Here is a 24558-nt window from a genome sequence, read left to right as displayed (position 1 = left end):
TTAAACCAAAAAAATGGCTCGTTTGAAATAAACGAATACCATTCCACAGAAATAAATTTTGATCATGTGTCCCCCCCTGACATTGATGTTGGAGACGGTTTCATTAACACTCACAATACCTGGAATTTCTTTTAATGTTTCAAAAACGTCGGGCTCTGTGAGTCCGGGTAATAAACCAAATTTTTTGGGTTTTATTGTTATAGTACCATCATTTTCTTTGCTTATTCCTGATGATAAATATTGATTTGCTACAACTTCAGTAAGATTAGTAGTTACAGATTTTAAATTTAGTTTAGGACAAGTTGTAATATATAATTCTTCGGGATAGATAGTCTTAGGTTCGTAACTTTGGTGCTTTATTACAATTCTATTGGAAGATACTTTGGGCAATTCGAAATAGCCATCAGCATTAGTAAAGGTTGTAACGTTACTTTTTTCAATAGATACTAGTGCATTTTCAATTCCGAATCCTGTATCATTATCAATTAAGTAACCACAAAGGGGTTTGTCTTGATTTTTGTTATTATAAATAGTATAATATCCTTCAGAGATTACTTTGAATTGAAGGTTTGTCTTCTTTTTTAAATCTGTTATTTTTTCTTGTAATGTCCAATTTTTTTCAGGTGGAATAATAGCATAAACTACGACTTCATCCTCTAAATAGCTAAATTTTACTTTATGCTGTTCGCTAATTTGAGTCAAAATATTTTTTAATGGAAGCACACCCTCTTCTTTTTGAGCTATGCAAAATGAAAAAGAAAGGGTAAAAAATAAGAGGAAATAAATGGTCTTATTTTTGAGCATCAACCGATTTTAAAATGATATTGTTTTCACTCACTTTTACAGGTTGCAGATGGTAGGTCGTAGACAAAACTTGTAGCGATAAATCTATGTTCTGAGCCGGAATGGTCCCAGTAAACAATTGTGAATTGGTATTGCATTTTAATTGTAAAGAAATATTAAAATGTCTTTCAAGTTCTTTAACGATATCTTTTAAGTCTTCTTTGTAAAATACTAACTCATCATTTAGCCATTCAGGTTTTTGAGTTGTGTTTTCAGGAATGGGTATTGATGTTCCATCTTTAAATGACACCCGCATCCCTTTGGTAATAATTACTTCTTTTTCATTATAATTTACTTTGACTCTACCTTCATAACAAGTAACATCAAATCTATTTTCGCGTTGTTTTACATTGAATTGAGTTCCAAGAACAGTGACTTTTCCTAAAGGAGTGTTAACTTCAAACTTTTTACCTTTAGCAACCCTGAAATAGGCTTCACCAGAGAGGTTTAGTTTTCTATTATTATCCCAATTCCATTTTTTATAGTCAATTTCTGAACCAGAATTTAAAACTACTTCTGAGTTATCAGGTAGTGAAAATGTTGTCTTTGTACCATTTTCTGCCAATTCAGAAGAAGTAGAGAGGAAGGTGTAGGCAAAAAGTAATCCAAAGCTAATAACAACAACTGCAGCTACACGTAGCAACCAATTAGATTTCATTGAAATGACTTTTGGGCTGTCTTTTTTTGCCGAAATTACTTTTGAGAATAATTTTTGTTCCTCGAAAACAGGAGTCTCTAATTCTGAAGAATAGAGTCTTATTTTTTGGTACAAATGATAATCTGATTCTGATTGGAATTCAATTAATTCCTTATCAGTCATTTCATCATTAAGCCATTTTGCTAATTTGTAATTTTCTTCCATGATTCCTGTATTCGTTATTAAAACAAATTATATTAATTTAACCCTACTTAAAATAGTCAAACTCTTTTCTTAACTCTAATAATGCCAAATGAATACGCTTTTCAACAGCTTTAACACTAATGTTTAATTCTTCTGCAATCTCAGCATATTTTTTTCCGTCTATGCGATGCATAAGGAAAGCAACTCGTTGATTTTCATTTATTTTCTCAATTGCTATTAATAGTTTGTCTTTAAATTGTTGCTCTTCTAAAATGAATTCTGGACTTTGATTTGAACGGTCTGAATGCGAATTGTTATTTTTATAATTCAACTTTACTTTTTCATGAGCAATAACATTTAAAGATGAATTGGTTGCAATAGTATAAATATAGGATTTAGCTTTTTCAATAGGGACTTCAGAACAATTTTGCCATAATTTAATAAAGGCTTCTTGTGTTAAATCTTCTGCTTGGTCCTGATTGCCAAACTTATAGAGTAGATGGTTTCGTAATGGCTTAGCGTGTTTTTTAAAGAAATCAGAAAAAATAGTTTCTTTGCATAAACCAGTATTTTTGGGGTTCTCCATTATAAGAAATAAAATTATAATGTAAATTTACAAAAATATAATTTAAACTTGGTAGGGTAATTTAGAAGTACGGTGTTTGAATTTGTATAGCGTAAAGATTTGATATGAAAATTAAATACTTAATACAGTTGTTTTTACTTTTGATTCTTTTGGGATCGTGTCAAAATGAAAAGGACACTTCTAATCAGAGTATAAATAACATTGTTGTCAATTCTCCTTTAGCAAAACTAATCTCTAGAACAACGCAAAATCCAACGCAGGATGATAATGTTTTAGATAATTCGAGTGCAATAAGTATTCAATTGCCAGTTACAGTAACTGTTGATGGAAACACTGTTTCAGTAGCTACTCCAGATGATTATCAAGTGGTTCAAGATATTAAGGACGAGTATAGTAATGATAATGATATTGTATATTTTGATTATACAAACTCAATTACTATAAAGTATAAAAATTTTACTACTCAAGTAATTCATAATGCCACCCAGTTACATGATGCCATAGAAGCATGTGGTGAGGATGATGGTTTTTATGAGATTGATTGTATTTCTTTTAATTGGCCAATAGCAATGAATGTATATGATAGTAACAATCAGGTTGCTAATACGATTACTATTCAAAGTAATCAGCAATTATATAATGTTATTGCTTCTTTGTCAAATGGTACCATTACATCAATTGTTTATCCAATTTCAATGAAAGATGCTAATGGACAAAATATAGTCATCAATTCAAATGTAGAATTGGAGACTTTTATTGATAGTTCAATTGATTCTTGTACTGAGCCTTCAACTTCAAATCCAACTTTTCAATCTATTTTAAATTCAGGTTCTTGGTATGTGTACTACTTCAGTGAAGGAGAAAATGAAACTTACCATTACACAGGATACAATTTTACTTTTATAAATGGCGGAACAACAAATGTTACTAAAAATGCCGTAACTAGTAGTGGAACTTGGTCATACTACACAAGTAGCAGTAGCGGTCAAAATAAATTGAACTTGACTTTTAGTGATTCTAATCTGCATGAACTAGTAAAAGATTGGATAGTTACTGAATATAACCCGTCTATAATTCACTTAAAACATTTAAGTGGTGGTGGTAGTGAAATTCATTATTTGGATCTCAAAAAGAATTAGAAGTAATTAATAAGAATATTGATGAAACTTTTACACAAAAAACATTTAAAAGAAGAAAACTATAATTTTCAAAAAAATATTGAAAAAGAAGAAAGCATTATAAAAAATAACACTAACACTACTGTTTTTCAAATACTTATTTGGTCAGTAATAGTCGCATTGATAGTGGTGATTTTTAATAAGTGTTTTATAAATTAAGATTAAAAATAGATATATTTTTCACCAAAAAACCATTCATTTAAATGAATGGTTTTTTTATTTGTTCAATCACAAAAGTTCTAAATCAAATCCTTAAATTTGCACTTCATTAAAAGTAATTCAGCATATGTTCAATAATTTAAGTGATAAACTAGATAAAGCATTTCATATCCTAAAGGGACATGGAAAAATTACCGAAGTCAATGTAGCCGAAACTTTAAAAGAAGTTCGTCGTGCTTTACTTGATGCCGATGTTAATTTTAAAATCGCCAAAGATTTTACCACAAAAGTTAAAGAAAAAGCTATTGGTGAAAATGTATTAACCACATTACAGCCTGGGCAGCTATTAGTAAAAATTGTAAAAGACGAATTAACGGAATTAATGGGAGGGGATGCCACAGGAATAAACCTCTCAGGAAATCCAACTGTGATTTTAATGTCAGGGTTACAAGGTTCAGGTAAAACAACTTTCTCTGGAAAATTAGCCAATTATCTTAAAACAAAAAAGAACAAAAAACCTCTTTTGGTCGCTTGTGATATCTATCGTCCTGCTGCAATCAATCAGTTGCATGTGGTTGGAGATCAAATTGGAGTTGAAGTATATTCAGAACCAGAAAATAAAAATGCAGTTCAAATAGCATTGAATGCCATTCAGCACGCAAAGTCAAATGGTTTTAATGTTGTTATCGTTGATACCGCTGGTCGTTTGGCTATTGATGAGGAAATGATGAATGAAATTGCTAATGTTCATGCCGCTATCAAACCTCAAGAAACATTGTTTGTTGTGGATGCCATGACTGGACAAGATGCTGTGAACACGGCTAAAGCATTCAATGACAGATTAAATTTTGATGGTGTAATTCTAACTAAATTAGATGGGGATACTCGTGGTGGAGCTGCCATTTCTATTAAATCAGTTGTTGATAAACCTATTAAGTTTATTGGAACGGGAGAAAAAATGGAGGCCATAGATGTGTTCTATCCATCGCGTATGGCGGAAAGAATTCTCGGAATGGGAGACGTAGTTTCTTTAGTTGAAAGAGCACAAGAACAATACGACGAAGAAGAAGCTAGAAAAATTCAAAAGAAAATCGCCAAAAACGAATTTGGATTCGATGATTTCTTAACCCAAATTCAACAAGTGAAAAAAATGGGGAATATGAAAGATCTTGTCGGGATGATTCCAGGGGCAGGAAAAGCTTTGAAAGATGTAGAGATTGAAGATGATGCTTTCAAACATATTGAAGCAATTATTTACTCGATGACACCTAAAGAAAGAACTAAACCTTCTATCATCGATATGAAAAGAAAAACCAGAATCGCAAAAGGTTCAGGAAGAAAAATAGAAGAAGTAAATCAACTGATGAAACAATTCGACCAAATGAGCAAAATGATGAAAATGATGCAAGGCGGTGGCGGAAAGAATCTGATGAAGATGATGAGTGGAATGAAATAAAAAAGTAGAGACGCGATTTATCGCGTCTTTTTTATAAAAAACAACAACACTAAGATGAAGTTATTAGACGGAAAAAAAATTTCGAGTGATATCAAAAATGAAATCACAGCCGAAGTTGACAAAATGAAATCCAATGGTGAAAAGGTGCCCCATTTAGCAGCCATAATTGTTGGCAATGATGGAGCCAGTTTAACTTACGTAAGCAGCAAAGTAAAAGCTTGTGAATTGGTCGGATTTGAATCGACTTTAGTCAAAATGCCAAGCACAACCTCAGAAACCGAACTTTTAAAAAAAATAGCCGAACTCAATGAAGATGACAACATCGATGGGTTCATTGTTCAGTTACCATTACCAGATCAGATTGATACTCAAAAAATAATTATGGCTATTGATCCAAGTAAAGACGTAGATGGATTTCACCCTGAAAACTTTGGTAAGATGGCTTTAGATATGACTACTTTTATTCCGGCTACACCTTTTGGAATTTTAGAATTGTTAGAAAGATATAATGTAGAAACCAAAGGAAAACATACTGTTGTAATTGGTAGAAGCCACATCGTTGGAAGACCCATGAGTATTTTGATGGGAAGAAAAGGTTTTCCTGGAAATTCTACGGTAACCCTCACACATAGTTATACTAAAAATATTGCTCAAATCACTACTCAAGCTGATATCATAATAACGGCTTTGGGTGTCCCTAATTATCTAAAAGCAGAAATGATAAAAGATGATGCAGTGGTAATTGACGTTGGAATTACCCGTGTAGCAGACGAAACTGACCCAAGAGGCTATCGAATCACTGGTGATGTAGATTTTGATGCTGTTTCTAAAAAAGCTTCTTATATAACACCTGTTCCAGGTGGTGTAGGACCAATGACCATTGCGATGCTTTTGAAAAATACTTTATTGGCACGAGAACAAAAACGATTAAGACAAGCATAAAAAAATCCTGAGTTGTAACTCAGGATTTTTTGTTTTATAAGAATTTATGTTTTTTACAACTTAGCCAACCAAAGCGAAGCATTCAGATGCAATCTTGAGTGTGAAGCTAATTCTGTCCAACCTGGATATAAAGTATCGCCCGTAGCACCTGTTCCATCATCAGCAGGTGAGCTGTCGCCAATTACTACAACTCTTCCAGTTCCGAATGTAGCAGTAGCACACATAATGTTAGAAGTGCCTTGTGAGGAACTTCCTCTCCAAATTAAACCTTGAGCCGTTGCATTGGCAGTGGTATTGATTGACATTGTAGCTCCGTTAGAGTATTTTAATTGCGTTACAGTACCTTGTGAACCATTCAATATCGGATTTGTAGTAGTACTTAATCTGTTAGATGTAGTTTCTGAAATATTATTTAAAGTAATAGTAATTCCAAAAGGATTTGTTTGTACTGAATTTGTAGACATCAAATCATTCCAAATAGCTGGTGAATCCCAACCGTCATTGTTTCTATCTGAAACGGTATGATCAGAAATCATAAATAAACCACCCCCATTTTTAACAAAATTTAAAATGGCTGTTTTCTCAGCAGCAGTGAATCTTGTATTTGGCTCATCCACAACAAATACATCGTAGTTTTTTAAATCTTGAGCTCCAGTTCCTCCATAAGTAATAGCAGTTCCTGATGGTAAAGTTTCAACAGTATGCCCTAATTTGGCCAAAGCAATTCCCCAAGAAGACAATCCACCTCTCCAAAAACTTTCCGTCGTTGAAGCTGTAATGTTGGATTGAGCTGGAGTTGGGAAACGTTGCGGTGAAGAATCGGCATCTAAAACCCAATCCGCATTTCCAGCAGTTTCAGCTTTAGTAGCGTCAAATAAAAATTTCTTTGGAGTAGTAGCTAATGTTGTTGCTACTGTAGTTTTTGAAGTTGTAGTGCTTCCATTTTCATTACTACAAGAGAAAGAAATAATTGCAAGACCTGCAATCATTAGTTTACTAATTACATTCATCTGTTTTTATAGTTGGTTAGTCACTTAATAACAGTCAAATATATAATTTACCCTAATATAAAAATTATTTTTTCCCGTTTTTAAACTTAACTTTTTCAACAATTTCAATTTTTGGAGCGGGTTTCTTATCTTTAGGATTGAAAGGCTTCTTTTTGAAATCTGTTTTGGGTTTAGGTTTAAATTCTGCTTTGGGCTTGAATTCAGTTTTAGCCTTTTCTGAAATATTTTTTCTAACCACTTCTTGATTTTGTTTGATAACCTCCATGGCGTTTTTAGGATTCTCTTTGGTACCGCGTAGATGAATCACTAAACCGTTTAAGAAGTTACGCAAAACTTGATCGCCACATTCCATAAAATCAGCATGGTCTTGGTTGCGAAAAAGATTCCCTATTTCTCCTTTTGACATTCTGAAATCTACTAATTCCAGGATTTCTACAATTTGGTCATCACGTAATTGCAGCGCCACTCTTAGTTTTTTGAATATATCGTTGTTGTTCATTTTGTTTTTATTTATGTTTTTTACTTCGTACTTCTATCATCGTACTTAGAATAGCCAAAGGTAAGCCTTTTTAAAGCTTTCTCTCCACAGTTTTTCATTGTGCTGTCCGCCTTTAACGATTACTTCTTTGTTTAATTTTTTACATTCACAACGTTTAGTGTTAACCCAATGTTCCACATTTTTCATATCCGGAATAACATCAGCATCACCTTCGTTATCTCCACAAAGGAAATATACTTTAGCGTTAAAATCTTTAGTCTTTGCTAATAGATCATTCATCTCTTTTCTTCCAAACCAAAAAGAAGGCGAAAAGCACCCCACTTTTCCAAAGACATTTGGATATTTAATGGCAGCATAAAAAGAAACTAATCCACCAAGAGAACTGCCAAAAATAGCGGTGTTTCTAGTACTTGTTTTGGTTCTATAGGTAGCATCTATTTTTGGTTTTAGTGTTTGGACAATGAAATCCAAATAATCATCGGCTTTGCCACCTCCATATTTTACATGTTTAAACGGAGTTAGTTCCTCCATTCGTTTGTCACCTCCATGTTCTATTCCTATTACAATAACTTGTGCATTGATGCTGTCCAAGGTTTCATCTATATTCCATTCTCCAACATAAGAGGTAGTGGCATCAAACAAATTTTGTGCATCATGCATATAGATTACGGGATACTTTTTGGTAGTACTCGCATAATTTTTAGGGAGATATACCCAAATCTTTTTTGTGGTCTTCAGTTGGGGTGCCTCAATCGTAAATGACGATACTTGTTTACTAGCAGTGCTTTGCTGAGCAGTTACATTTAATAAAACAAAAAGAAACAGTATTGGTAAAAGATACTTCAAAATAGGATAGGTTAAAATTTATTCATTCTCTGTTTCTTTCTTCTCTTTCTTTTTTTTCTTTTTGTCGTCTTTGTTTTGGCCTTTTTCTTCTTTTAATTTTTGGTATTTTTCTCTTTGGGAAGCATTTAAATAGCTATTGATGGTTTTGTCCGTCTTTTCTCTAATCGACTTAATTTCATTGCTTTTCTCTTCATCGGTGAAATCTTTTTTCATTACAATCTCGATACTCTTACTACTAGCAACAATTTCATTTTTAATAGCAATTAACTGAAGCTCATCTAAAGTTAGTTCCTCTTTTAATTTAAGCATTAACTCATCAATTTTTTTGTTTTTATCTTTTTCAATATCTTCTGCTGATGGAGCTTTAGGAGGTGATTGTGGAAATTGGTTCGTTCTTGCTCGACCACCATTACCGTATGGATTATTTCCATATTGTGCTGTGGCGCTCATAGAACAAAATAAGATACTAAATAAAACAAGCTTTAAGAGATTCATGATTTCAGATTTAATGAAGTAAAAATAAACCAAAAACAATTTTCAAAACAATAAAGTAGCACAATTTCACAAAAAATTATATTTTAGCTTAAAAAATAACTTCTATTTGATGAATAATTACGAAGAAAGATTAGCCCTTTTGTCTGAAATGATTGCCTTTTCTGTTATTGACGGAAGATTGCACGAAAGAGAATATCTTTTCTTGACCATGATTGCAGAAGAACTTCAAGTACAAAAACATGATTTTAAAAACTTGTTTCATCAAGAAGAATATCCCATTGTAATTAAATCTGAATTTGAACGCATTCAACAATTCTATCGTTTAGCATTACTGATGCATTGTGATGGAGTACTACATGAACGAGAGCAAATCAAAATACACGAAATTGGGATTAATATGGGATTGAACCCCCATGCTATTAAACGGGTTTTGAAAGCGATGGAAACTTCACCAAATAAGATGATATCGCCCCAGTTCCTTATAGAAGTTTTTCAGGAACAACTCAATTAAAACCTATATAGCCAAGCTTCCGGAATTTTTAAATGTTTAAGCTGAATTTAGTTTCGTAAACTATTTAAATTATCTTGTCAGAACTTTTATCATTCCGTCTGCACCTTTATCATCAAAGAGTTCCACACTTTTAGGTATTGAAAGTATAGTAATGTCTTTGATGTTTAGTTTTTCAAGTGTTTCGTAAAGTCTGTTTTGGGGGTAATCCGTCAAGGTTTCATTGATATATAACAGTGGATTGGCTCCAATTTCATAGTCTACCACTTTATCTTCTAATAATAATCGGATGTTGTATGTTTTTTGACCTAAAGCATCGACTTTATAATAAATGTCTTCTTTGACTTTAAGCTTGTTTTCTCTGATAATTTTCCAAAATTTCTCAGCCCATTGTCCGTTATCCCATAGCTCTTTTTTATTGTTTAAGGTATTTTCAATAAGTGGTGCTGGTATTTTCAAACCGACTATTATCTCAAGTAACGAATGCATTTCTAAAGGCCATTTGCAATTGTCGAATCGGTTGATTAGTGCAGTGCTGAAAGGTTTTAAATCGGTTTTATGGTCTTTTTTTAAGGTTGTCAAAAAAAGAGATAAATCAGAAGTTTCTAATTTTGATATGCTATCATTTACTGCTTTTTCAAATTGAATTTTTGGCAGTTTTTTTAATTTGGTATAGTTGTCGTTCTGAGAAAAACATACTAGCGGAACAATAAGCAAAAAGAGTAATTTCATCAGAATTGAAAGGATTAACTATATAAAGATAATTTTTTTCCAATTAAATAGGATTGAAATATAAAGACTTTAGTGTTCATTTTTAAGCCATTTTATCTTGTAACATTTTAATCTCATCACGCAGTTTGGCCGCTTGCATAAAGTCGAGTTCTTTGGCCGCTTTTTCCATTGCTTTTCGAGTGTCACGTATTTTCTTCTCTATTTCTGGCTTTGATAAGTACAAGCTTTCAGGTTCTGCCGCTTTCGCGATTTTGTCTTCATAATATTGGGTGGAAACCGAATTGCCACTCAAAGCACTGCCCAAGCTTTTATTCAACGCTTTAGGCTCTACTCCGTGTAAAGTGTTATAGGCGATTTGTTTTTCCCGACGGTAATTGGTATCATCCATAGTTTTCTGCATACTGTTAGTAATCTTGTCAGCATACATAATCGCTTTTCCATTAACGTTACGCGCAGCTCTACCTACCGTTTGTGTAAGTGAGCGATGACTTCTCAAGAAACCTTCTTTATCCGCATCTAAAATGGCAACCAAAGAGACTTCTGGTAAATCCAAACCTTCTCTTAATAAGTTGACACCAATCAAAACATCAAACAATCCTTTACGTAAATCTTGCATGATTTCTACACGCTCTAAAGTATCTACATCGGAGTGAATATAACGACATCTAATGGAAACTTTAGTCAAATATTTAGTCAGTTCTTCCGCCATTCGTTTGGTTAAAGTCGTAACTAAAACTCTTTCATCTGCTTCGCAACGGACTTGTATTTCTTCAATTAAATCGTCTATCTGATTCAAACTCGGACGCACTTCTATAATAGGGTCTAGCAATCCTGTTGGGCGAATCACTTGTTCAACGTATATTCCTTCTGATTTTTGCAATTCATAATCGGCTGGTGTTGCCGAAACATAAATCACTTGGTTTTGCATGCTTTCGAATTCCTCAAACTTTAACGGACGGTTATCCATCGCCGCAGGTAATCGGAAACCATATTCTACCAAGTTTTCTTTTCGGCTTCTGTCTCCACCATACATAGCATGCACTTGCGAAATCGTAACGTGACTTTCATCCACAACCATCAAATAATCATCCGGAAAATAATCTAATAAACAGAAGGGACGTGTTCCAGGTAAACGGCGGTCAAGGTAGCGGGAATAGTTTTCAATTCCGGAGCAATAACCTAATTCGCGAATCATTTCCAAATCAAAATTGGTGCGTTCTTCCAAACGTTTAGCTTCAAGATGTTTGCCAATTTCTTTGAAATAATCTACTTGTTTTACCAAGTCTTGTTGGATATCCCATATGGCGGCTTGCAATACATCAGGAGATGTTACAAACATATTGGCGGGATAAATGTTTAGTTTTTCAAAGCGCTCTATCACTTTGGTACTTTTGGCATCAAAGGCTTCGATTTCTTCAATTTCATCTCCAAAAAAATGCACTCGATAAGGCTCATCGGCATAACTCGGAAAAATATCAACGGTATCTCCTTTGATTCTAAAATTTCCTGGCGTAAAATCGGCTTCAGTTCTGGAATATAAACTTTGTACCAATCGATGTAATAACTTGGTTCTAGAAATGGTTTGTCCTTTTTCAATCGACACCACATTCTTTTGAAACTCTACAGGATTTCCGATTCCATACAAACAAGAAACAGAAGAAACCACAATAATATCGCGACGTCCGGAAAGTAGGGCAGAAGTAGTGCTCAAACGCAGTTTTTCTAATTCATCGTTGATAGATAAATCTTTCTCGATGTAAGTTCCTGTTACTGGAATAAAGGCTTCGGGTTGGTAGTAATCGTAGTAAGAAACAAAATATTGTACCGAATTGTTAGGGAAAAACTGTTTGAATTCCGAATACAATTGAGCTGCTAAAGTTTTATTATGCGCTAAAACCAATGTCGGTTTGTCCACTTGCTGCACCACATTGGCCACAGTAAACGTTTTACCAGAACCCGTAACGCCAAGTAAAGTTTGGTATTTTTCACCATTGAGAATTCCAGCAGAGAGTTTCTCAATAGCTTGTGGCTGGTCACCAGTAGGGACATAATCGGATACGACTTGGAATTTCATAGCAAAAGTTCAGAAGCGTAAAGATAGGAAGAATGCATTCTAAATCAAACCATTGATTTTAGCATGTTGCAACAACATAATAGTCTTGGCATCTTTGATTTCTCCAGTGGCAATCATGTTACAGGCTTTATCAAAGTCGAGTTCCAAAACTTCAATATTTTCTTGTTCATCTGCCACACCGCCACCTTCGTTAACCTTCATGTCTTTCGTATATTCGGCGACAAAGAAATGTACTATTTCCGTAACAGAACCAGGAGACATATAGACTTCAAAAACCTTTTCTACAGAAGAGATTTTATACCCTGTTTCTTCTTCGGTTTCTCTTCGGATGCATTCTTCGGGGTTGTCTTTATCTAATAACCCGGCGCAGGTTTCAATTAGCATTCCAGTTTCATTGCCATTTAGATACGTTGGCATACGGAATTGTTGGGTTAAGATTATTGTTCGAGTAGTTTTATTGTACAACAAAATGGTAGCACCATTTCCTCGGTCATAAGCTTCACGTGTTTGTGTTTCCCAAGTGCTGTCGTTTTTGAGATAGTTGTACGTTATTTTTCGGAGCGTGTACCAATTATCTGAAAGCACTTCGGTTTTCAGGATTTCTATTTTTGGATTACTCATATAGTCAGAGAATTTATCATTTCTTGTTGTTGAATAGGCGATTGAAACGTCCAAGCTACTATTCGACTAGTCTTTTGGCCTTGAGCCATATCTATAGTTTTAACCTCAGCAGCACCCACTTTATTCAAGAGTTTGTATATGTTTTTAAGATTGTCTTTTTTGGAAACTAAAGTCGTAAACCATAAACATTGCATCGGATACTTCACACTTTCGTATATCATTTGGGTAATGAAACCTAACTCTCCACCTTTACACCAAAGTTCCGCATTTTGCCCACCAAAGTTTAACGTAGGTTTCGATACTTTATTATTTTCTAAAGTATTTATTTTTCGCAAAGCACTTTTTGCAGCTTCTTCGGGAGAGGCATGAAAAGGGGGATTGCAAATCGTAAAAGCAAATTTATCTTCGGGAAGGATGATGTTTTTGAAGATGAATCTTGGTTCGACTTGCAATTGTAAACTGATAACCTCAATTAGTTTTGGGTTGTCAGCGATAATTTTTTTACAGTTTTGAAGTGCTTTTTCATCGATGTCAGTTCCAACGAAAATCCAGCCATAAGAAGCGTTTCCGATGATTGGATAAATACAATTGGCACCAATTCCGATGTCTAGTCCGACTATCATTTCTCCTTCAGGAATAGTTCCATTATTGGTCGTGGCTAATAAGTCGGCGATATAATGAATATAATCGGCTCTTCCTGGAATAGGGGGACATAAATACCCTTTAGGAATATCCCAATTTTGAATATCATAATTTGAAATTAATAAGGCTTTATTCAATGTTTTCACAGCATCGGGATTGCTGAAATCGATAGTTTCAACCTTATGCTCATTAACCGAAACAAAGTTTTTTAAATCAGGGCAAGCACTAGTCAAGGCATCAAAATCATACCGAAACCGATGTGGATTTCTGGGATGTAAGCCTGCTTTTTCTGTGGTATTATGTGTTTTTTTCAAGAGTGTTTTTTGTTTAATCCCAACATTCCATTAATAATAAATCGCCATCGGAATGAGTTATGGAAACGATTCCATCTTCTGATACATGATTACTACTTCCGGTTCGGTAGCCGATGGTTAATTCTTCATTGTTCAACGAATAGAAAAGATTTTTAGTTGTAATTCCAGTTACTTTTCCAATAGGAATTAAAGAAAGAATGGTGTTAGCCGTGTACCATTTTTCAAATGTTGTTGGCAACAAATATACTTTAGAATGATCATCTAAAATAACCACTTTCAATAGGTTTCTATAAGCAACGATGTTGGTTAGATTAGTGATGGTATGATCGGCTCTTCTTCCGGTTGCCCAAATGACGTTGGCGGCTCTGTGTCCTTTTTCTATTAAATAATCAAAGGCTTTTTCTAAATCTGTTTTGTCTTGGTTGGGTGCGTGAACAATTTCAATAGGATATTGTTTTTCTTTATAATACTCGGCATCAAAATCCCTGTCAAAATCTCCTAATAAGACATCAATTTTAATTCCCAATTCCAGAACTCGTTCTATAGCCGAATCTAAAACAATAACCAAGGGAGACCATTCTAGTAATTGCCCTAATAGTTCAGGACTGCAAGCTTCACCGTTAGCAATGATGAGAGCTGGTTCTTGATCGTCGCGAACGATATGGTGTGAGGACATTTTAAAGTACGATGTTAGAAGTTGAAAGCACGAAGTGTAAAAGTATAAAAAAAACTTCCCACTTCGTGCCTCCTACTTTGTCCTTTATTTATTGAATTAGATAATTTCTAAAATCCGTTTCTGAAACATTAAAATACCCTAAAGCATAATTATCAGGATGAGTTTGATTGATGATATTACCTCGAACGGTTGCAGGTGGTGTTGAGAACGGACCGTTGCTTCCGCCTGAAATCAAAATTAGTTTACTCATATAATCAAAATAGCGTTTAGAAATACCATAAATAGTTATGTCAAGGTGATCTCCCGTTTTTATATCTTTATTAGTAAAGTAACCAAAAAATGAGTTTCCTTGATAGAATTCATCATCTGATACATCATAATTTGGTATCGCATTGTTACTTGCTTTGTATTTGAATAAATAATAGTTATCTACATTTCCAGGGTCGTTATAATATGTTTTTATTTCAATATCGTTTCCTGAGAATCCACCATCGTTGGTTTGAACAATATTCGTAATAGGGGAAACACTTTTTAGCGATTCTGTTGCCGTGTAAGTTTCTCCATTTAAAATGACAGTCAGGACATAGGTTTTATCCATTTCTGGAATAAAATTGTGACACAAGTATAAGCCTGAATTTGGAACTTCTTCGGTAAAATTGAAAGTTATGTTATCACTATTAGTCACTGCTACTATAGCTCCAGAAACCGTTGGAATAGTCGTGCTATAAAATCCAGTAGTAGTTGATAATTTTATTTTTTGTTCGTTACCAGAAGTTCCTTTTTGCCATTGAAGAGACCCTTCAATCACTAGTTTTGGAGCAGCAGTATCTAAGTCAACTTTAACAACATCTTGGCAGCTTGCTAGTAAAAAAAGAGAAAGTATAATTAATATATAGTGTATTTTTTTCATGAGATTAAAATTTAAAGTTATAACTAATACCTGGAACTACTCCGAAAATGGATAATCGAATCGCTTCATTTGCTCCAGTATCTACATTTTGTCTAAATGAAATGGAAGCGGCATTTTTTCTGCCATAGAGATTGTAAATGCTGAATACCCATTCACTTTGCCAACCTTTTTTCTTGTTTGGTTTTGGGGTATAAGTGGCAGAGATGTCCAAGTGATGATAAGTAGGCAATCTGTTTTCATTTCTTAACCCGTAACTCGGAATAGTAATGCCTCCATATTCATATTGTCCGTTTGGATAAGTTACAGGTTGACCCGTTTGCAATACAAAGTTGGCTCCAAAGGTCCATTTTGGATTCAAGTTGTAGGAGCTTGTTATAGATAGGTTGTGTAATTTGTCATAACCTGAACGATACCAATTTCCATTATTTATACCAGGTTCATTTGCATTTCTTCCAGGAGTTCTTTGTTCAGATTTTGACAAAGTATAGGAAATCCAACCGTTAAGTTTACCAGTATTTTTTCGGAATAAGACTTCTAAACCATAGGCTCTCATTTCACCATTTAATACTACTTGTTCAATGGCTTCATTGGCAATCAAATCAGCACCATCGATATAGTCGATACGGTTTTTAATTTTTTTGTAAAACGTTTCCACTTCCAAGGAATAGTTGTCTTCTTTAAAATTTCTGAAATACCCTAAAGCTACTTGGTCTAGAATCTGGGGTTTAATATATTGATCACTTGGAGTCCATACATCTAAAGGGGTTGGAGAAGCAGTATTTGAAATTAATTGCAAGTATTGTGTCATCCGATTATAACTCGCTTTTACCGATTGATTTTCATCTAACTGATAGGAAGCAGCAAAACGGGGTTCGAGATTATTAAAGCTTTCAATGACTTTATTATTGTCATAATATTGTGTTCCTGTTGGAGTTCCTTTTTCATAAATCTGTAATTCAGAATTAAAGACAACCGCTTGATTGTTTTGATAAAGATTGACTGTCGAACTTCCTAATCGATAAAATAAGCTGTAACGCAATCCATAAGAAATAGAAAAATCTTTTGTTATTTTTTGTTCGGCATCAATATAGATTGAGGGTTCAAAAGCATACTTCTTTTCTAATTGTTTGTAATTGATTCCTGAATTTGCATCAGAGGGTTCAATAGTTCCTGGATTGAATTTGTAATAAATGCCACTAACTCCATAATTCAGCTTAACTTTATCGGTTAGATAATGTTTGAAATCATATTTGATATTGTAATTTTTAATGCCTGAATTCCATAAGAAACCTAATAAATTTAAATCCAAACCATAATAATAATCACTGTAAATCAAGGATAAATTAGAGAATAATTTATCTGAAAATAAATGGTTCCAGCGCAAGTTTAAGGTGGAGTTTCCATAAGTGTTTACAAAACTATTACTTAAACTAAATACGTCACGGCCAAAATATCCCGAAAGGAATAAGCTGTTGTTTGAGTTCAGTTTGTAATTCATTTTTGTGTTTAAATCATAGAAATAAGCTGAATTTTTATTGTTAGATAATTTCAAAAATAAATGAGCATAAGAAGCTCTTCCTGCCAAAAGAAACGAACCTCTATCTTTTACAATCGGTCCTTCAGCTAACAATCGGCTTGAAATTAATCCGATGCCACCATTCATGCTGAATTTATTGCTGTTTCCATCTTTTTGATAAATGTCAAGTACAGATGAAACTCTTCCGCCGTAGCGAGCAGGAATACCTCCTTTGTACAATTTTAAATCTTTTATAGCATCGGGATTAAAGACAGAAAAGAAACCAAAAACGTGAGAGGAATTAAAGATAGTTGCTTCGTCTAGTAGAATTAAATTTTGGTCGGCACCACCACCTCTAACATTAAAACCTGATTGTCCTTCTCCGGCATTGGTTACTCCGGGTAATGTTAGTAATGCTTTTAAAACATCAACTTCACCTAAAACCACAGGAATCTTTTTTATAGTTCCTATGGAAAGTTTGTTGGTACTCATTTCGGGTTTTCGGGTGTTCGTTGCTGTTTTTTCTGTGATAATGACTTCGTCTAATTGTTCGCCGGTTTCAGTTAAGTTGAAATTTTTCTTAATGTCTTTTGTTAAATCAATAGTTTCTTCTATTGTTTCATATCCTAAATAACTGATTTGAATTTTATAAGTTCCTTTAGGTAAGGTGATGGAATAAAAGCCATATTCGTTAGAGGTGACTCCAGCTTTGCTTTGGGGGATAAAGATATTTACACCGATGAGAGTTTCGTTAGTTTTTGTATCTGATAGCGTTCCGCTGAGGGTAAATTTTTCTTGAGAAAAACAGATAGTTGTTACCAATAAAAGTAACAATAGGGTGATTTTTTGTTGCATGTAATTGATGATTTTTGTTTTGATTGCCCGTTTGACGTTTAAAGATAAGTAATGTTACTGATGATTTGTTAATCAATGGTTAATTTGAATCAATTTTTGAGTAGAATTTAAATACTTTTACAACTTAAATAGTTTCTGCATGAAAGCAGTTGTTGCTTTTTTATTTTTATTGCTATGTTCTTTTAAAGGTTATTCGCAATTTGAAAGCCCTAAAAGAACCATCAATATTGCACCCATTTCAGATAATAAAGGAAAAGTATCGCCTACTAGTTCTAGAGCAATAACTTACCCGAGCCTTTTTGATAAAAAAGACAAACTTACCTCCAGTGTTTCTTTACTAAAAAAGAAGGAAGAAGAAAAAAGTATCTTTGAAAAAGAACAATTTGCTAGCCCTGCAAAAGAGTACACAGAAAAAATGAATAACCAATTGAAATCAGAAGGACTCACGAGTGTTGTTGAAAACAGTGATTTCTTTTTTGGAGAATTTAAAGTCTATACTAAAACCCTATTCATTTCGTGTAAGGATTATGGTGCCATTGATGGTGATGCTATTGCCATTTGGTTAAATGGTGAAAAAGTTATCCCTCTTATTATGCTAGAGGCGGGATTTAAAAGATACACTTTTGAACTAAATGTAGGTTTAAATATTGTTCAAATTGAGGCTTTAAATACGGGTCAGCTATTCCCCAATACAGGTCAGTTTGCTATTTTTGATGGAAATGAGAAATTGATTAATAATCAACAATGGGTTCTGAATACAGGCTATAAAGCTGTTTTTAAAATTTTTAGGGTCAATGGGGTTGAACTTGAAGTAAAGAAATAAAAAAAGCGACTAATAAAGTCGCTTTTTTTATTCAATATGAATTAGTTTTATCCCAATTTAACATCTAAATTTTCTTTGATGGCAGCAAGGAAACCTTCTGTAGTTAAATAATCAGCATTAGTTAAACCTTCTGGTTTTACTAACATGGCTAGATCTTTAGTCATTTTGCCGCTTTCTACAGTTTCTACACATACTTGCTCTAAAGCATGGCAGAAATTGATTAATTCCTGATTGTTGTCTAATTTACCTCTGTGCTCTAATCCACGTGTCCAAGCAAAAATAGACGCAATTGGATTGGTAGAAGTAGCTTTTCCTTGTTGGTGCATTCTATAATGACGAGTTACTGTTCCGTGAGCAGCTTCAGCTTCCACTGTTTTGCCATCTGGAGTTACTAAAACAGAAGTCATTAATCCTAATGAACCAAATCCTTGTGCTACAGTATCCGACTGAACATCGCCATCATAATTTTTACATGCCCAAACAAATCCACCATTCCACTTCATACAAGAGGCTACCATGTCGTCAATTAAACGGTGTTCGTAGGTCATACCGTTTTTATCAAATTCAGCTTTGTAGGTACTTTGAAATACTTCTTCAAAAATATCTTTAAATCTTCCGTCGTAAGCTTTTAGAATGGTGTTTTTAGTGGAAAGATATAAAGGCCATTTTTTGGTCAATGCCATTTGGAATGACGAATGAGCAAATCCGTAAATACTTTCATCTGTGTTATACATTGACATGGCCACACCATCCCCTTTAAAATCATAAACATTCCAAGAAGTAGTTTCTCCGGCTTCGTTGGTGAAAGACATAGTCAAGGTTCCTTTTCCTTTAATTACTTTATCTGTAGCTTTATATTGATCTCCAAAAGCGTGACGACCAATAACAATGGGTTTAGTCCAGCCTTGAACATAACGAGGAACATTTTTCATAATAATTGGCTCACGGAAAACGGTTCCGCCCACAATATTACGAATGGTTCCATTGGGAGATTTCCACATTTCAGAAAGATTGAATTCCTTTACTCTTTCTTCATCTGGAGTGATGGTAGCACATTTGATACCTACATTATATTTTTTGATTGCTTCTGCTGAGTCGATGGTGACTTGGTCTTTGGTAGCATCTCTGTGCTCTATGCCTAAGTCGTAGTATTTTATATCTAAGTCTAGATAAGGAAGTACTAGTTGTTCTTTAATGAAACTCCAAATAATTCGTGTCATTTCGTCGCCATCCAATTCTACTACTGGATTGGCTACTTTAATTTTTGCCATATTGTTGAGGTTTTACTCCGCTACGCTCCATACAATTCGGCAGCGCCTCGGGTGTTGTTTAAAAATTTTCGCGATAGCAAATATAATTAATATGATAGAATTTTGGTTGCTAACCAGTGCGAAATCGATTGAATTATCAAATTGTTATTTTGAGGTTAAAAAAATAAAGATTTAATAAAATAACCTCTTTTAATTGATATAATAAAAAAAGTCTCGATGAAAATCGAGACTTTTTTTATGAACAGAAAGTTTAGAATTATCTTCTTCTTTCTTTGATTTTTGCTTTTTTACCAGTAAGTTCTCTAAAGTAGTAGATACGAGCTCTTCTAACTTTACCTCTTTGGTTAACTTCTACTTTTTGTAAAGCTGGCATGTTCACTGGGAAGATACGCTCTACACCAACTGCACCAGACATTTTACGGATGGTAAAAGTTTCAGTCATTCCAGAACCTTTTCTTTGGATAACAACTCCTTTGAAAAACTGAGTTCTTGTTTTTTCACCCTCTTTAATTTCGTAGTAAACTGTGATAGTATCACCAGCTCCGAAAGCAGGGAAATCTTTTTTTGTTGATAATTCGTTATTAACGAAATCTACTAAATTTGCCATTTTTGTAATTATTATGGTTTAAATCTGAGCAACATTCACGGTTTTCGCCAGAGGTTGGTCAAATGTGGGGGCAAAGATAAGTAAAAAGTTTAAAGTTGCAAGTGTATTTTAGAAAAAAGAAGCAAGAGACAAGAGTCAAGAAATCAAATAGTTAGGATTTATTTAAACAAAAATATCTTTCTTCTTGTTTCTTTTTTCTTTTATCTAGTCTTCAAGCAAGTCTGGACGTCTATTCTTCGTGTGTTCATACGCCATATCTTCTCTCCATTTATCTATTTTAGCAAAATGACCACTAGTTAAAACTTCTGGAACTTTCCAACCTTTGTAATCGGCGGGTCTTGTGTATATTGGTCCAGATAACAAATTATCCTGAAAACTATCTGTCAAAGCTGAAGTTTCATCACTTAAAACTCCCGGAATCAAACGAATAATAGCATCGCAAAATACAAGGGCTCCAATTTCTCCACCTGAAAGTACATAATCACCAATTGAAATTTCTTTGGTAATAAAGTGATCGCGCACTCTTTGGTCAACGCCTTTATAATGACCACAAAGGATGATGATATTTTCATACATCGAAGCAGTGTTTGCCATTTTCTGATTCAATGTTTCTCCGTCAGGCGACATGTATATTATCTCGTCGTAGTTTCTTTGACTTTTTAAATGAGTAATACATGCGTCTATTGGCTGAACCATCATTACCATTCCAGCACCACCGCCAAAAGGATAGTCATCCACACTTTTTTGCTTATTGGTAGTATAGTCACGTAAATTATGAAAATGAACTTCTACCAAACCTTTTTCAATGGCTCGTTTCATAATCGAGGCTTCGAAAGGGCTTTTCATTAATTCGGGTAAAATGGTAATGATGTCTATTCTCATTATATTTTGAGTTGAAATTTTTTATATGGTGGCAAAAGTACAAAGTTAAACCCCAAACTGCTCTAAATGATGATGGGTATGTTTCCACATTAACGCATCCCAATCCTCATAAGTCATTTTCCCCCAAAATGGATGGTTCATCAGTTTAATGGAAGATTTTCCTTCTGATGCAAATCGGCTAAAGTTGGCAATAAAAGCAGCTTTCGCTTTTTCAAATTCAATATGATTGGTTATAATAAATTCTTTCGCAGTAGGCGAGTTTTTGCCCATATCACCACCATAAAATACCTTTTTCTTAAGCATTCGTCCCAATAGTTTCAATAAGAAATTAATTTTTATTTCTCTTTTTCCAAAAGCTACATCACTTGTTACGGTGCAATGTTGCAACATTTGATCCACCGTCATTTTTCCCCATAAAGCTTTGCTTTCAGGAGTTAGTTTGTTGATTCTTGCAATGATTAAATCGTTGTCTGTTTTATTGTAAATAGAACTCATGTTTTCAGGTTTAATGCTAGTCAAAATTACAATTTTATATAGTACCTTTGCACAGCATTTTTAAAAATATACACAATGGAAAACGGAATATATGCTAAATTCAATACTTCAAAAGGTTCGATTTTAGTAAAACTAACTCACGATTTAACCCCAGGAACAGTTGGAAATTTTGTTGGATTAGCCGAAGGGCAACTAGAGAATTCAGCAAAACCCATGGGAAAACCTTATTACGATGGATTAAAATTCCATAGAGTCATTCCTGACTTTATGATTCAAGGGGGTTGCCCACAAGGAATTGGAACTGGCGGTCCTGGATATAACTTTGATGATGAGTTCCACCCAACATTAAAACATGATAAGCCAGGTGTTTTATCAATGGCTAACTCTGGCCTTGGTAGTAATGGCTCACAGTTTTTTATTACGCACGTTCCAACCAATTGGTTAGATGGAAAACATACTGTTTTTGGGAATGTAGTAGAAGGACAAGAGGTTGTTGATGCAGTTGCTCAAGGTGATTTGATAGAAAGTCTAGAGATTGTTAGAGTAGGGGATGAAGCTCAAAAATGGAATGCAATTGAAGCATTCAGAACGTTTGAAGGTTCTCGTTTGAAAAGAATTGAAGAAGCAAAAAAACAAGCTGAAGAGGCGATGGAGAAATTAGCGGCTGGTTTTGATAAAACCGAAAGTGGTCTTCGTTATAAAATCATTCAAAAAGGAAACGGAAAACAAGCAGAAGCTGGAAAAACAGTTTCGGTTCATTACACAGGACAATTAGAAAATGGTAAAACCTTTGATTCTTCTTATCCTCGTAAAAAACCAATTGAATTCCCATTAGGAAAAGGACACGTTATTGAAGGTTGGGATGAAGGTATTGCATTATTAAAAGTAGGGGATAAAGCGCGTTTCGTGATTCCTTCTTATTTAGGTTATGGTTCAAGCGGAGCGGGAGGAGTAATTCCACCAGATGCCACTTTAGTTTTTGATGTTGAATTAATGGATGTAAAGTAATTGATAAAATTATTGAACAGCTACTAAATTAATATTTAGTTAAAATTAAAATCCCAATAGTATCTGTTGGGATTTTTTTTATAGTTTTACTCAAACCAACAAACCAAAATCATGAAATATAAAATTGTAGCCTTTTCTGCTTTAGCTGTACTTCTTTTTTCGTGCGCTTCTAAATCAAGTGTACCGACTACAGAAGTTAAAAAAGAAGAAATCAAAGTAGCAGATTCAAAACCAGTGGCAGCTGTTAAAAACACAGTAATGACAGCAGAACTAGCGGAAGGAAAATCACTGTATGAAAACAATTGCGCTAAATGTCACAAGTTATATGATGCTAAAGATTTTTCATCAGAAGAATGGAAACCAATTGTAGCAAGTATGCAAAAGAAAGCCCATCTAGATAATTTGCAGGGACAAAAAATATACAACTATTTAACTATGAATTAAAAAAAAACGCTCTAATCAGAGCGTTTTTTTTAAATAGTAAAGCCATCGGGAAGAGTGGCTCCTTTTTTTACTACAATAATTCCATCTTTTATAGTATACAAATTGGTATTGGTATCTTCTAAATGCTTGCCGCCATTGAGTTGCACATCATTTCCTATTCTACAATTTTTATCTACAATGGTATTGTTTATAAAACAACGTTCACCAATGCCTATATTGATAATGCCATTGATACTGTTGGTTCTAATTTCTTCTAAATTTTGATAATAATCGTTACCCATTAGATAGGAATCAATAATTTTTGAACCATAGCCAATTCTACTTCTAATACCCACAACAGAATGTTCTATAGAAACGCCATTAATAATACAACCTTCAGCAACAACCGATTTGTCTATAGTAGAAGCTCCAGTAATTTTTGATGGCGGTAATACTCTGGCACGTGTATATATTTTGCTAGAATTATCAAAAAGATTGAATTTCGGAATATCATCAGTTAAACCCAAATTGGCTTCAAAAAACGAATCAATATTTCCAATGTCGGTCCAATAGCCTTCATATTGGTAACTTAAAATCTTTTGTTTTCCTATGGCTTGCGGAATGATTTCTTTTCCAAAATCTTTAGTATCTGGATTTTTCATTAATTCTACCAACAAATCCCGATTGAAGATGTAAATCCCCATTGAAGCTAAGTAATGCTTTCCTTCTGCATTTGATTCTTCACTTACTTCTGATGTCCATTCCGGTAACAAACTAACATTCGGTTTTTCAATAAAAGAAGTAATAAAATTGTCGTGATCGGTTTTGAGAATACCAAATTCTGGGGCTTCTTTAGCCGTTACTGGCAAAGTTGCAATGGAAATGCTAGCGCCACTTTTTTCATGTGCTTTTATCATTTCATTAAAATCCATTTGATACAATTGATCTCCCGATAATATCAAGGCATAATCAAAATCATGATTCATAAAATGTTGCATGCATTGTCTAACCGCATCCGCTGTTCCTTGAAACCAAGTTGGGTTATCAGGCGTTTGCTCTGCCGCTAGTATGTCTACAAAAGCCGTACTGAAATGACTAAAATGATACGTGTTCTTGATATGTTGATTCAAGGAAGCCGAATTGAATTGCGTCAAAACAAACATTCTTTTTATATCCGAATTGATACAATTGGAAATCGGAATATCTACCAAACGGTATTTTCCCGCTATCGGAACTGCCGGTTTAGAACGACTTTCGGTTAGTGGTGCTAATCTTGAACCTTGTCCGCCGCCCAAGATGATGGCTAGTGTGCTTTTATTCATTTTTTATTGGAATTAATGAGTTTT

General features: G+C 34.0%; 26 protein-coding genes. 7 read left to right on the top strand and 19 right to left on the bottom strand.

Annotated elements, in window-relative coordinates; translation table 11 throughout:
* The 3 genes from OLM53_RS06505 to OLM53_RS06495 are packed head-to-tail and all read right to left on the bottom strand — an operon-like array spanning position 1 to position 2270.
* Positions 1–804: a carboxypeptidase-like regulatory domain-containing protein gene (locus OLM53_RS06505; protein WP_264522229.1), complete on the bottom strand. Its 804-nt coding sequence runs from the start codon at positions 802–804 to the stop codon at positions 1–3.
* Complete coding sequence (locus OLM53_RS06500; protein ID WP_264522228.1) at positions 791–1705, bottom strand: FecR family protein; 915 nt, start codon at positions 1703–1705, stop codon at positions 791–793. Before OLM53_RS06500 ends, OLM53_RS06505 begins: the two co-directional genes overlap by 14 nt.
* A gap of 43 nt (positions 1706–1748) precedes the next feature.
* Positions 1749–2270 carry an RNA polymerase sigma factor gene (locus tag OLM53_RS06495; protein ID WP_264522227.1) on the bottom strand — a complete coding sequence of 174 codons (522 nt, stop codon included), beginning with the start codon at positions 2268–2270 and terminating at the stop codon, positions 1749–1751.
* Positions 2271–2374: 104 nt separating this feature from the next.
* On the opposite strand from OLM53_RS06495, the gene OLM53_RS06490 reads away from it, so the two are divergent.
* From OLM53_RS06490 to OLM53_RS06480, 3 genes are all read left to right on the top strand, one after another.
* Complete coding sequence (locus OLM53_RS06490; protein WP_264522226.1) at positions 2375–3409, top strand: hypothetical protein; 1035 nt, start codon at positions 2375–2377, stop codon at positions 3407–3409.
* A gap of 325 nt (positions 3410–3734) precedes the next feature.
* Entirely contained in the window at positions 3735–5063 is a 1329-nt protein-coding gene (gene ffh / locus OLM53_RS06485) for a signal recognition particle protein (RefSeq protein WP_264522225.1), read from the top strand.
* A 54-nt stretch (positions 5064–5117) separates the two neighbouring features.
* On the top strand, positions 5118–6005 hold the full coding sequence (locus OLM53_RS06480; RefSeq protein ID WP_264522224.1) for a bifunctional 5,10-methylenetetrahydrofolate dehydrogenase/5,10-methenyltetrahydrofolate cyclohydrolase: 888 nt from the start codon (positions 5118–5120) through the stop codon (positions 6003–6005).
* A gap of 53 nt (positions 6006–6058) precedes the next feature.
* On the opposite strand, the gene OLM53_RS06475 is transcribed toward OLM53_RS06480, so the two are convergent.
* The 4 genes from OLM53_RS06475 to OLM53_RS06460 form a co-directional block, all read right to left on the bottom strand.
* Entirely contained in the window at positions 6059–7015 is a 957-nt protein-coding gene (locus tag OLM53_RS06475) for a hypothetical protein (RefSeq protein ID WP_264522223.1), read from the bottom strand.
* 64 nt (positions 7016–7079) lie between these two features.
* Entirely contained in the window at positions 7080–7514 is a 435-nt protein-coding gene (locus tag OLM53_RS06470) for a DUF1456 family protein (RefSeq protein ID WP_264522222.1), read from the bottom strand.
* 45 nt (positions 7515–7559) lie between these two features.
* The gene (locus tag OLM53_RS06465; protein WP_319799863.1) at positions 7560–8360 is read right to left on the bottom strand and encodes an alpha/beta hydrolase; all 801 of its coding nucleotides are present in this window, start codon (positions 8358–8360) and stop codon (positions 7560–7562) included.
* A gap of 18 nt (positions 8361–8378) precedes the next feature.
* On the bottom strand, positions 8379–8855 hold the full coding sequence (locus tag OLM53_RS06460; RefSeq protein WP_264522221.1) for a hypothetical protein: 477 nt from the start codon (positions 8853–8855) through the stop codon (positions 8379–8381).
* A gap of 109 nt (positions 8856–8964) precedes the next feature.
* Between OLM53_RS06460 and OLM53_RS06455 the strand changes: the two genes are divergently transcribed.
* The gene (locus OLM53_RS06455) at positions 8965–9366 is read left to right on the top strand and encodes an excinuclease ABC subunit B (protein WP_264522220.1); all 402 of its coding nucleotides are present in this window, start codon (positions 8965–8967) and stop codon (positions 9364–9366) included.
* 69 nt (positions 9367–9435) lie between these two features.
* Here the strand turns inward: OLM53_RS06455 and OLM53_RS06450 are convergent, their stop codons facing one another.
* The 7 genes from OLM53_RS06450 to OLM53_RS06420 form a co-directional block, all read right to left on the bottom strand.
* The gene (locus OLM53_RS06450) at positions 9436–10095 is read right to left on the bottom strand and encodes a hypothetical protein (RefSeq protein ID WP_264522219.1); all 660 of its coding nucleotides are present in this window, start codon (positions 10093–10095) and stop codon (positions 9436–9438) included.
* A gap of 82 nt (positions 10096–10177) precedes the next feature.
* Complete coding sequence (gene uvrB / locus OLM53_RS06445) at positions 10178–12169, bottom strand: excinuclease ABC subunit UvrB (RefSeq protein ID WP_264522218.1); 1992 nt, start codon at positions 12167–12169, stop codon at positions 10178–10180.
* A gap of 39 nt (positions 12170–12208) precedes the next feature.
* Positions 12209–12790, bottom strand: a complete 582-nt coding sequence (gene nudK / locus OLM53_RS06440) for a GDP-mannose pyrophosphatase NudK (protein WP_264522217.1) — start codon at positions 12788–12790, stop codon at positions 12209–12211.
* Positions 12787–13746, bottom strand: a complete 960-nt coding sequence (gene rlmF / locus OLM53_RS06435) for a 23S rRNA (adenine(1618)-N(6))-methyltransferase RlmF (RefSeq protein WP_264522216.1) — start codon at positions 13744–13746, stop codon at positions 12787–12789. The genes nudK and rlmF overlap by 4 nt, the downstream gene beginning before the upstream one ends.
* A gap of 13 nt (positions 13747–13759) precedes the next feature.
* The gene (locus OLM53_RS06430; protein WP_264522215.1) at positions 13760–14422 is read right to left on the bottom strand and encodes a thiamine diphosphokinase; all 663 of its coding nucleotides are present in this window, start codon (positions 14420–14422) and stop codon (positions 13760–13762) included.
* Positions 14423–14510: 88 nt separating this feature from the next.
* Positions 14511–15332, bottom strand: a complete 822-nt coding sequence (locus OLM53_RS06425) for a DUF4249 domain-containing protein (RefSeq protein ID WP_264522214.1) — start codon at positions 15330–15332, stop codon at positions 14511–14513.
* A 4-nt stretch (positions 15333–15336) separates the two neighbouring features.
* Positions 15337–17703 carry a TonB-dependent receptor gene (locus tag OLM53_RS06420; protein ID WP_264522213.1) on the bottom strand — a complete coding sequence of 789 codons (2367 nt, stop codon included), beginning with the start codon at positions 17701–17703 and terminating at the stop codon, positions 15337–15339.
* 139 nt (positions 17704–17842) lie between these two features.
* On the opposite strand from OLM53_RS06420, the gene OLM53_RS06415 reads away from it, so the two are divergent.
* On the top strand, positions 17843–18526 hold the full coding sequence (locus OLM53_RS06415) for a hypothetical protein (protein ID WP_264522212.1): 684 nt from the start codon (positions 17843–17845) through the stop codon (positions 18524–18526).
* A 47-nt stretch (positions 18527–18573) separates the two neighbouring features.
* Here the strand turns inward: OLM53_RS06415 and OLM53_RS06410 are convergent, their stop codons facing one another.
* The 4 genes from OLM53_RS06410 to OLM53_RS06395 all read right to left on the bottom strand — a co-directional run bounded on the left by OLM53_RS06410 (position 18574) and on the right by OLM53_RS06395 (position 21781).
* Positions 18574–19797 (bottom strand): NADP-dependent isocitrate dehydrogenase, encoded by a 1224-nt coding sequence (locus OLM53_RS06410; protein WP_264522211.1) that lies wholly within the window; start codon positions 19795–19797, stop codon positions 18574–18576.
* Between the two features lie 256 nt (positions 19798–20053).
* A complete protein-coding gene (rplS, locus tag OLM53_RS06405; RefSeq protein WP_264522210.1) occupies positions 20054–20404 on the bottom strand; it encodes a 50S ribosomal protein L19 in 351 nt (116 codons plus the stop codon).
* A 204-nt stretch (positions 20405–20608) separates the two neighbouring features.
* Positions 20609–21286 (bottom strand): tRNA (guanosine(37)-N1)-methyltransferase TrmD, encoded by a 678-nt coding sequence (gene trmD / locus OLM53_RS06400; RefSeq protein WP_264522209.1) that lies wholly within the window; start codon positions 21284–21286, stop codon positions 20609–20611.
* Positions 21287–21331: 45 nt separating this feature from the next.
* Positions 21332–21781 carry a DUF1569 domain-containing protein gene (locus OLM53_RS06395; protein ID WP_264522208.1) on the bottom strand — a complete coding sequence of 150 codons (450 nt, stop codon included), beginning with the start codon at positions 21779–21781 and terminating at the stop codon, positions 21332–21334.
* 75 nt (positions 21782–21856) lie between these two features.
* Between OLM53_RS06395 and OLM53_RS06390 the strand changes: the two genes are divergently transcribed.
* Together OLM53_RS06390 and OLM53_RS06385 are read left to right on the top strand one after the other, a co-directional pair.
* Positions 21857–22789 (top strand): peptidylprolyl isomerase, encoded by a 933-nt coding sequence (locus OLM53_RS06390; protein ID WP_264522207.1) that lies wholly within the window; start codon positions 21857–21859, stop codon positions 22787–22789.
* 111 nt (positions 22790–22900) lie between these two features.
* The gene (locus OLM53_RS06385) at positions 22901–23233 is read left to right on the top strand and encodes a c-type cytochrome (RefSeq protein ID WP_264522206.1); all 333 of its coding nucleotides are present in this window, start codon (positions 22901–22903) and stop codon (positions 23231–23233) included.
* Between the two features lie 29 nt (positions 23234–23262).
* Here the strand turns inward: OLM53_RS06385 and OLM53_RS06380 are convergent, their stop codons facing one another.
* Positions 23263–24534, bottom strand: a complete 1272-nt coding sequence (locus tag OLM53_RS06380) for a glucose-1-phosphate adenylyltransferase (RefSeq protein WP_264522205.1) — start codon at positions 24532–24534, stop codon at positions 23263–23265.
* Between the last annotated feature and the right edge of the window lie 24 nt (positions 24535–24558).

The organism is Flavobacterium sp. N1994 (assembly GCF_025947145.1).
Taxonomy (GTDB): domain Bacteria; phylum Bacteroidota; class Bacteroidia; order Flavobacteriales; family Flavobacteriaceae; genus Flavobacterium.
The sequence above is the reverse complement of the archived record's forward strand: the minus strand, read 5'-3'. Positions and strand labels throughout refer to the sequence as shown.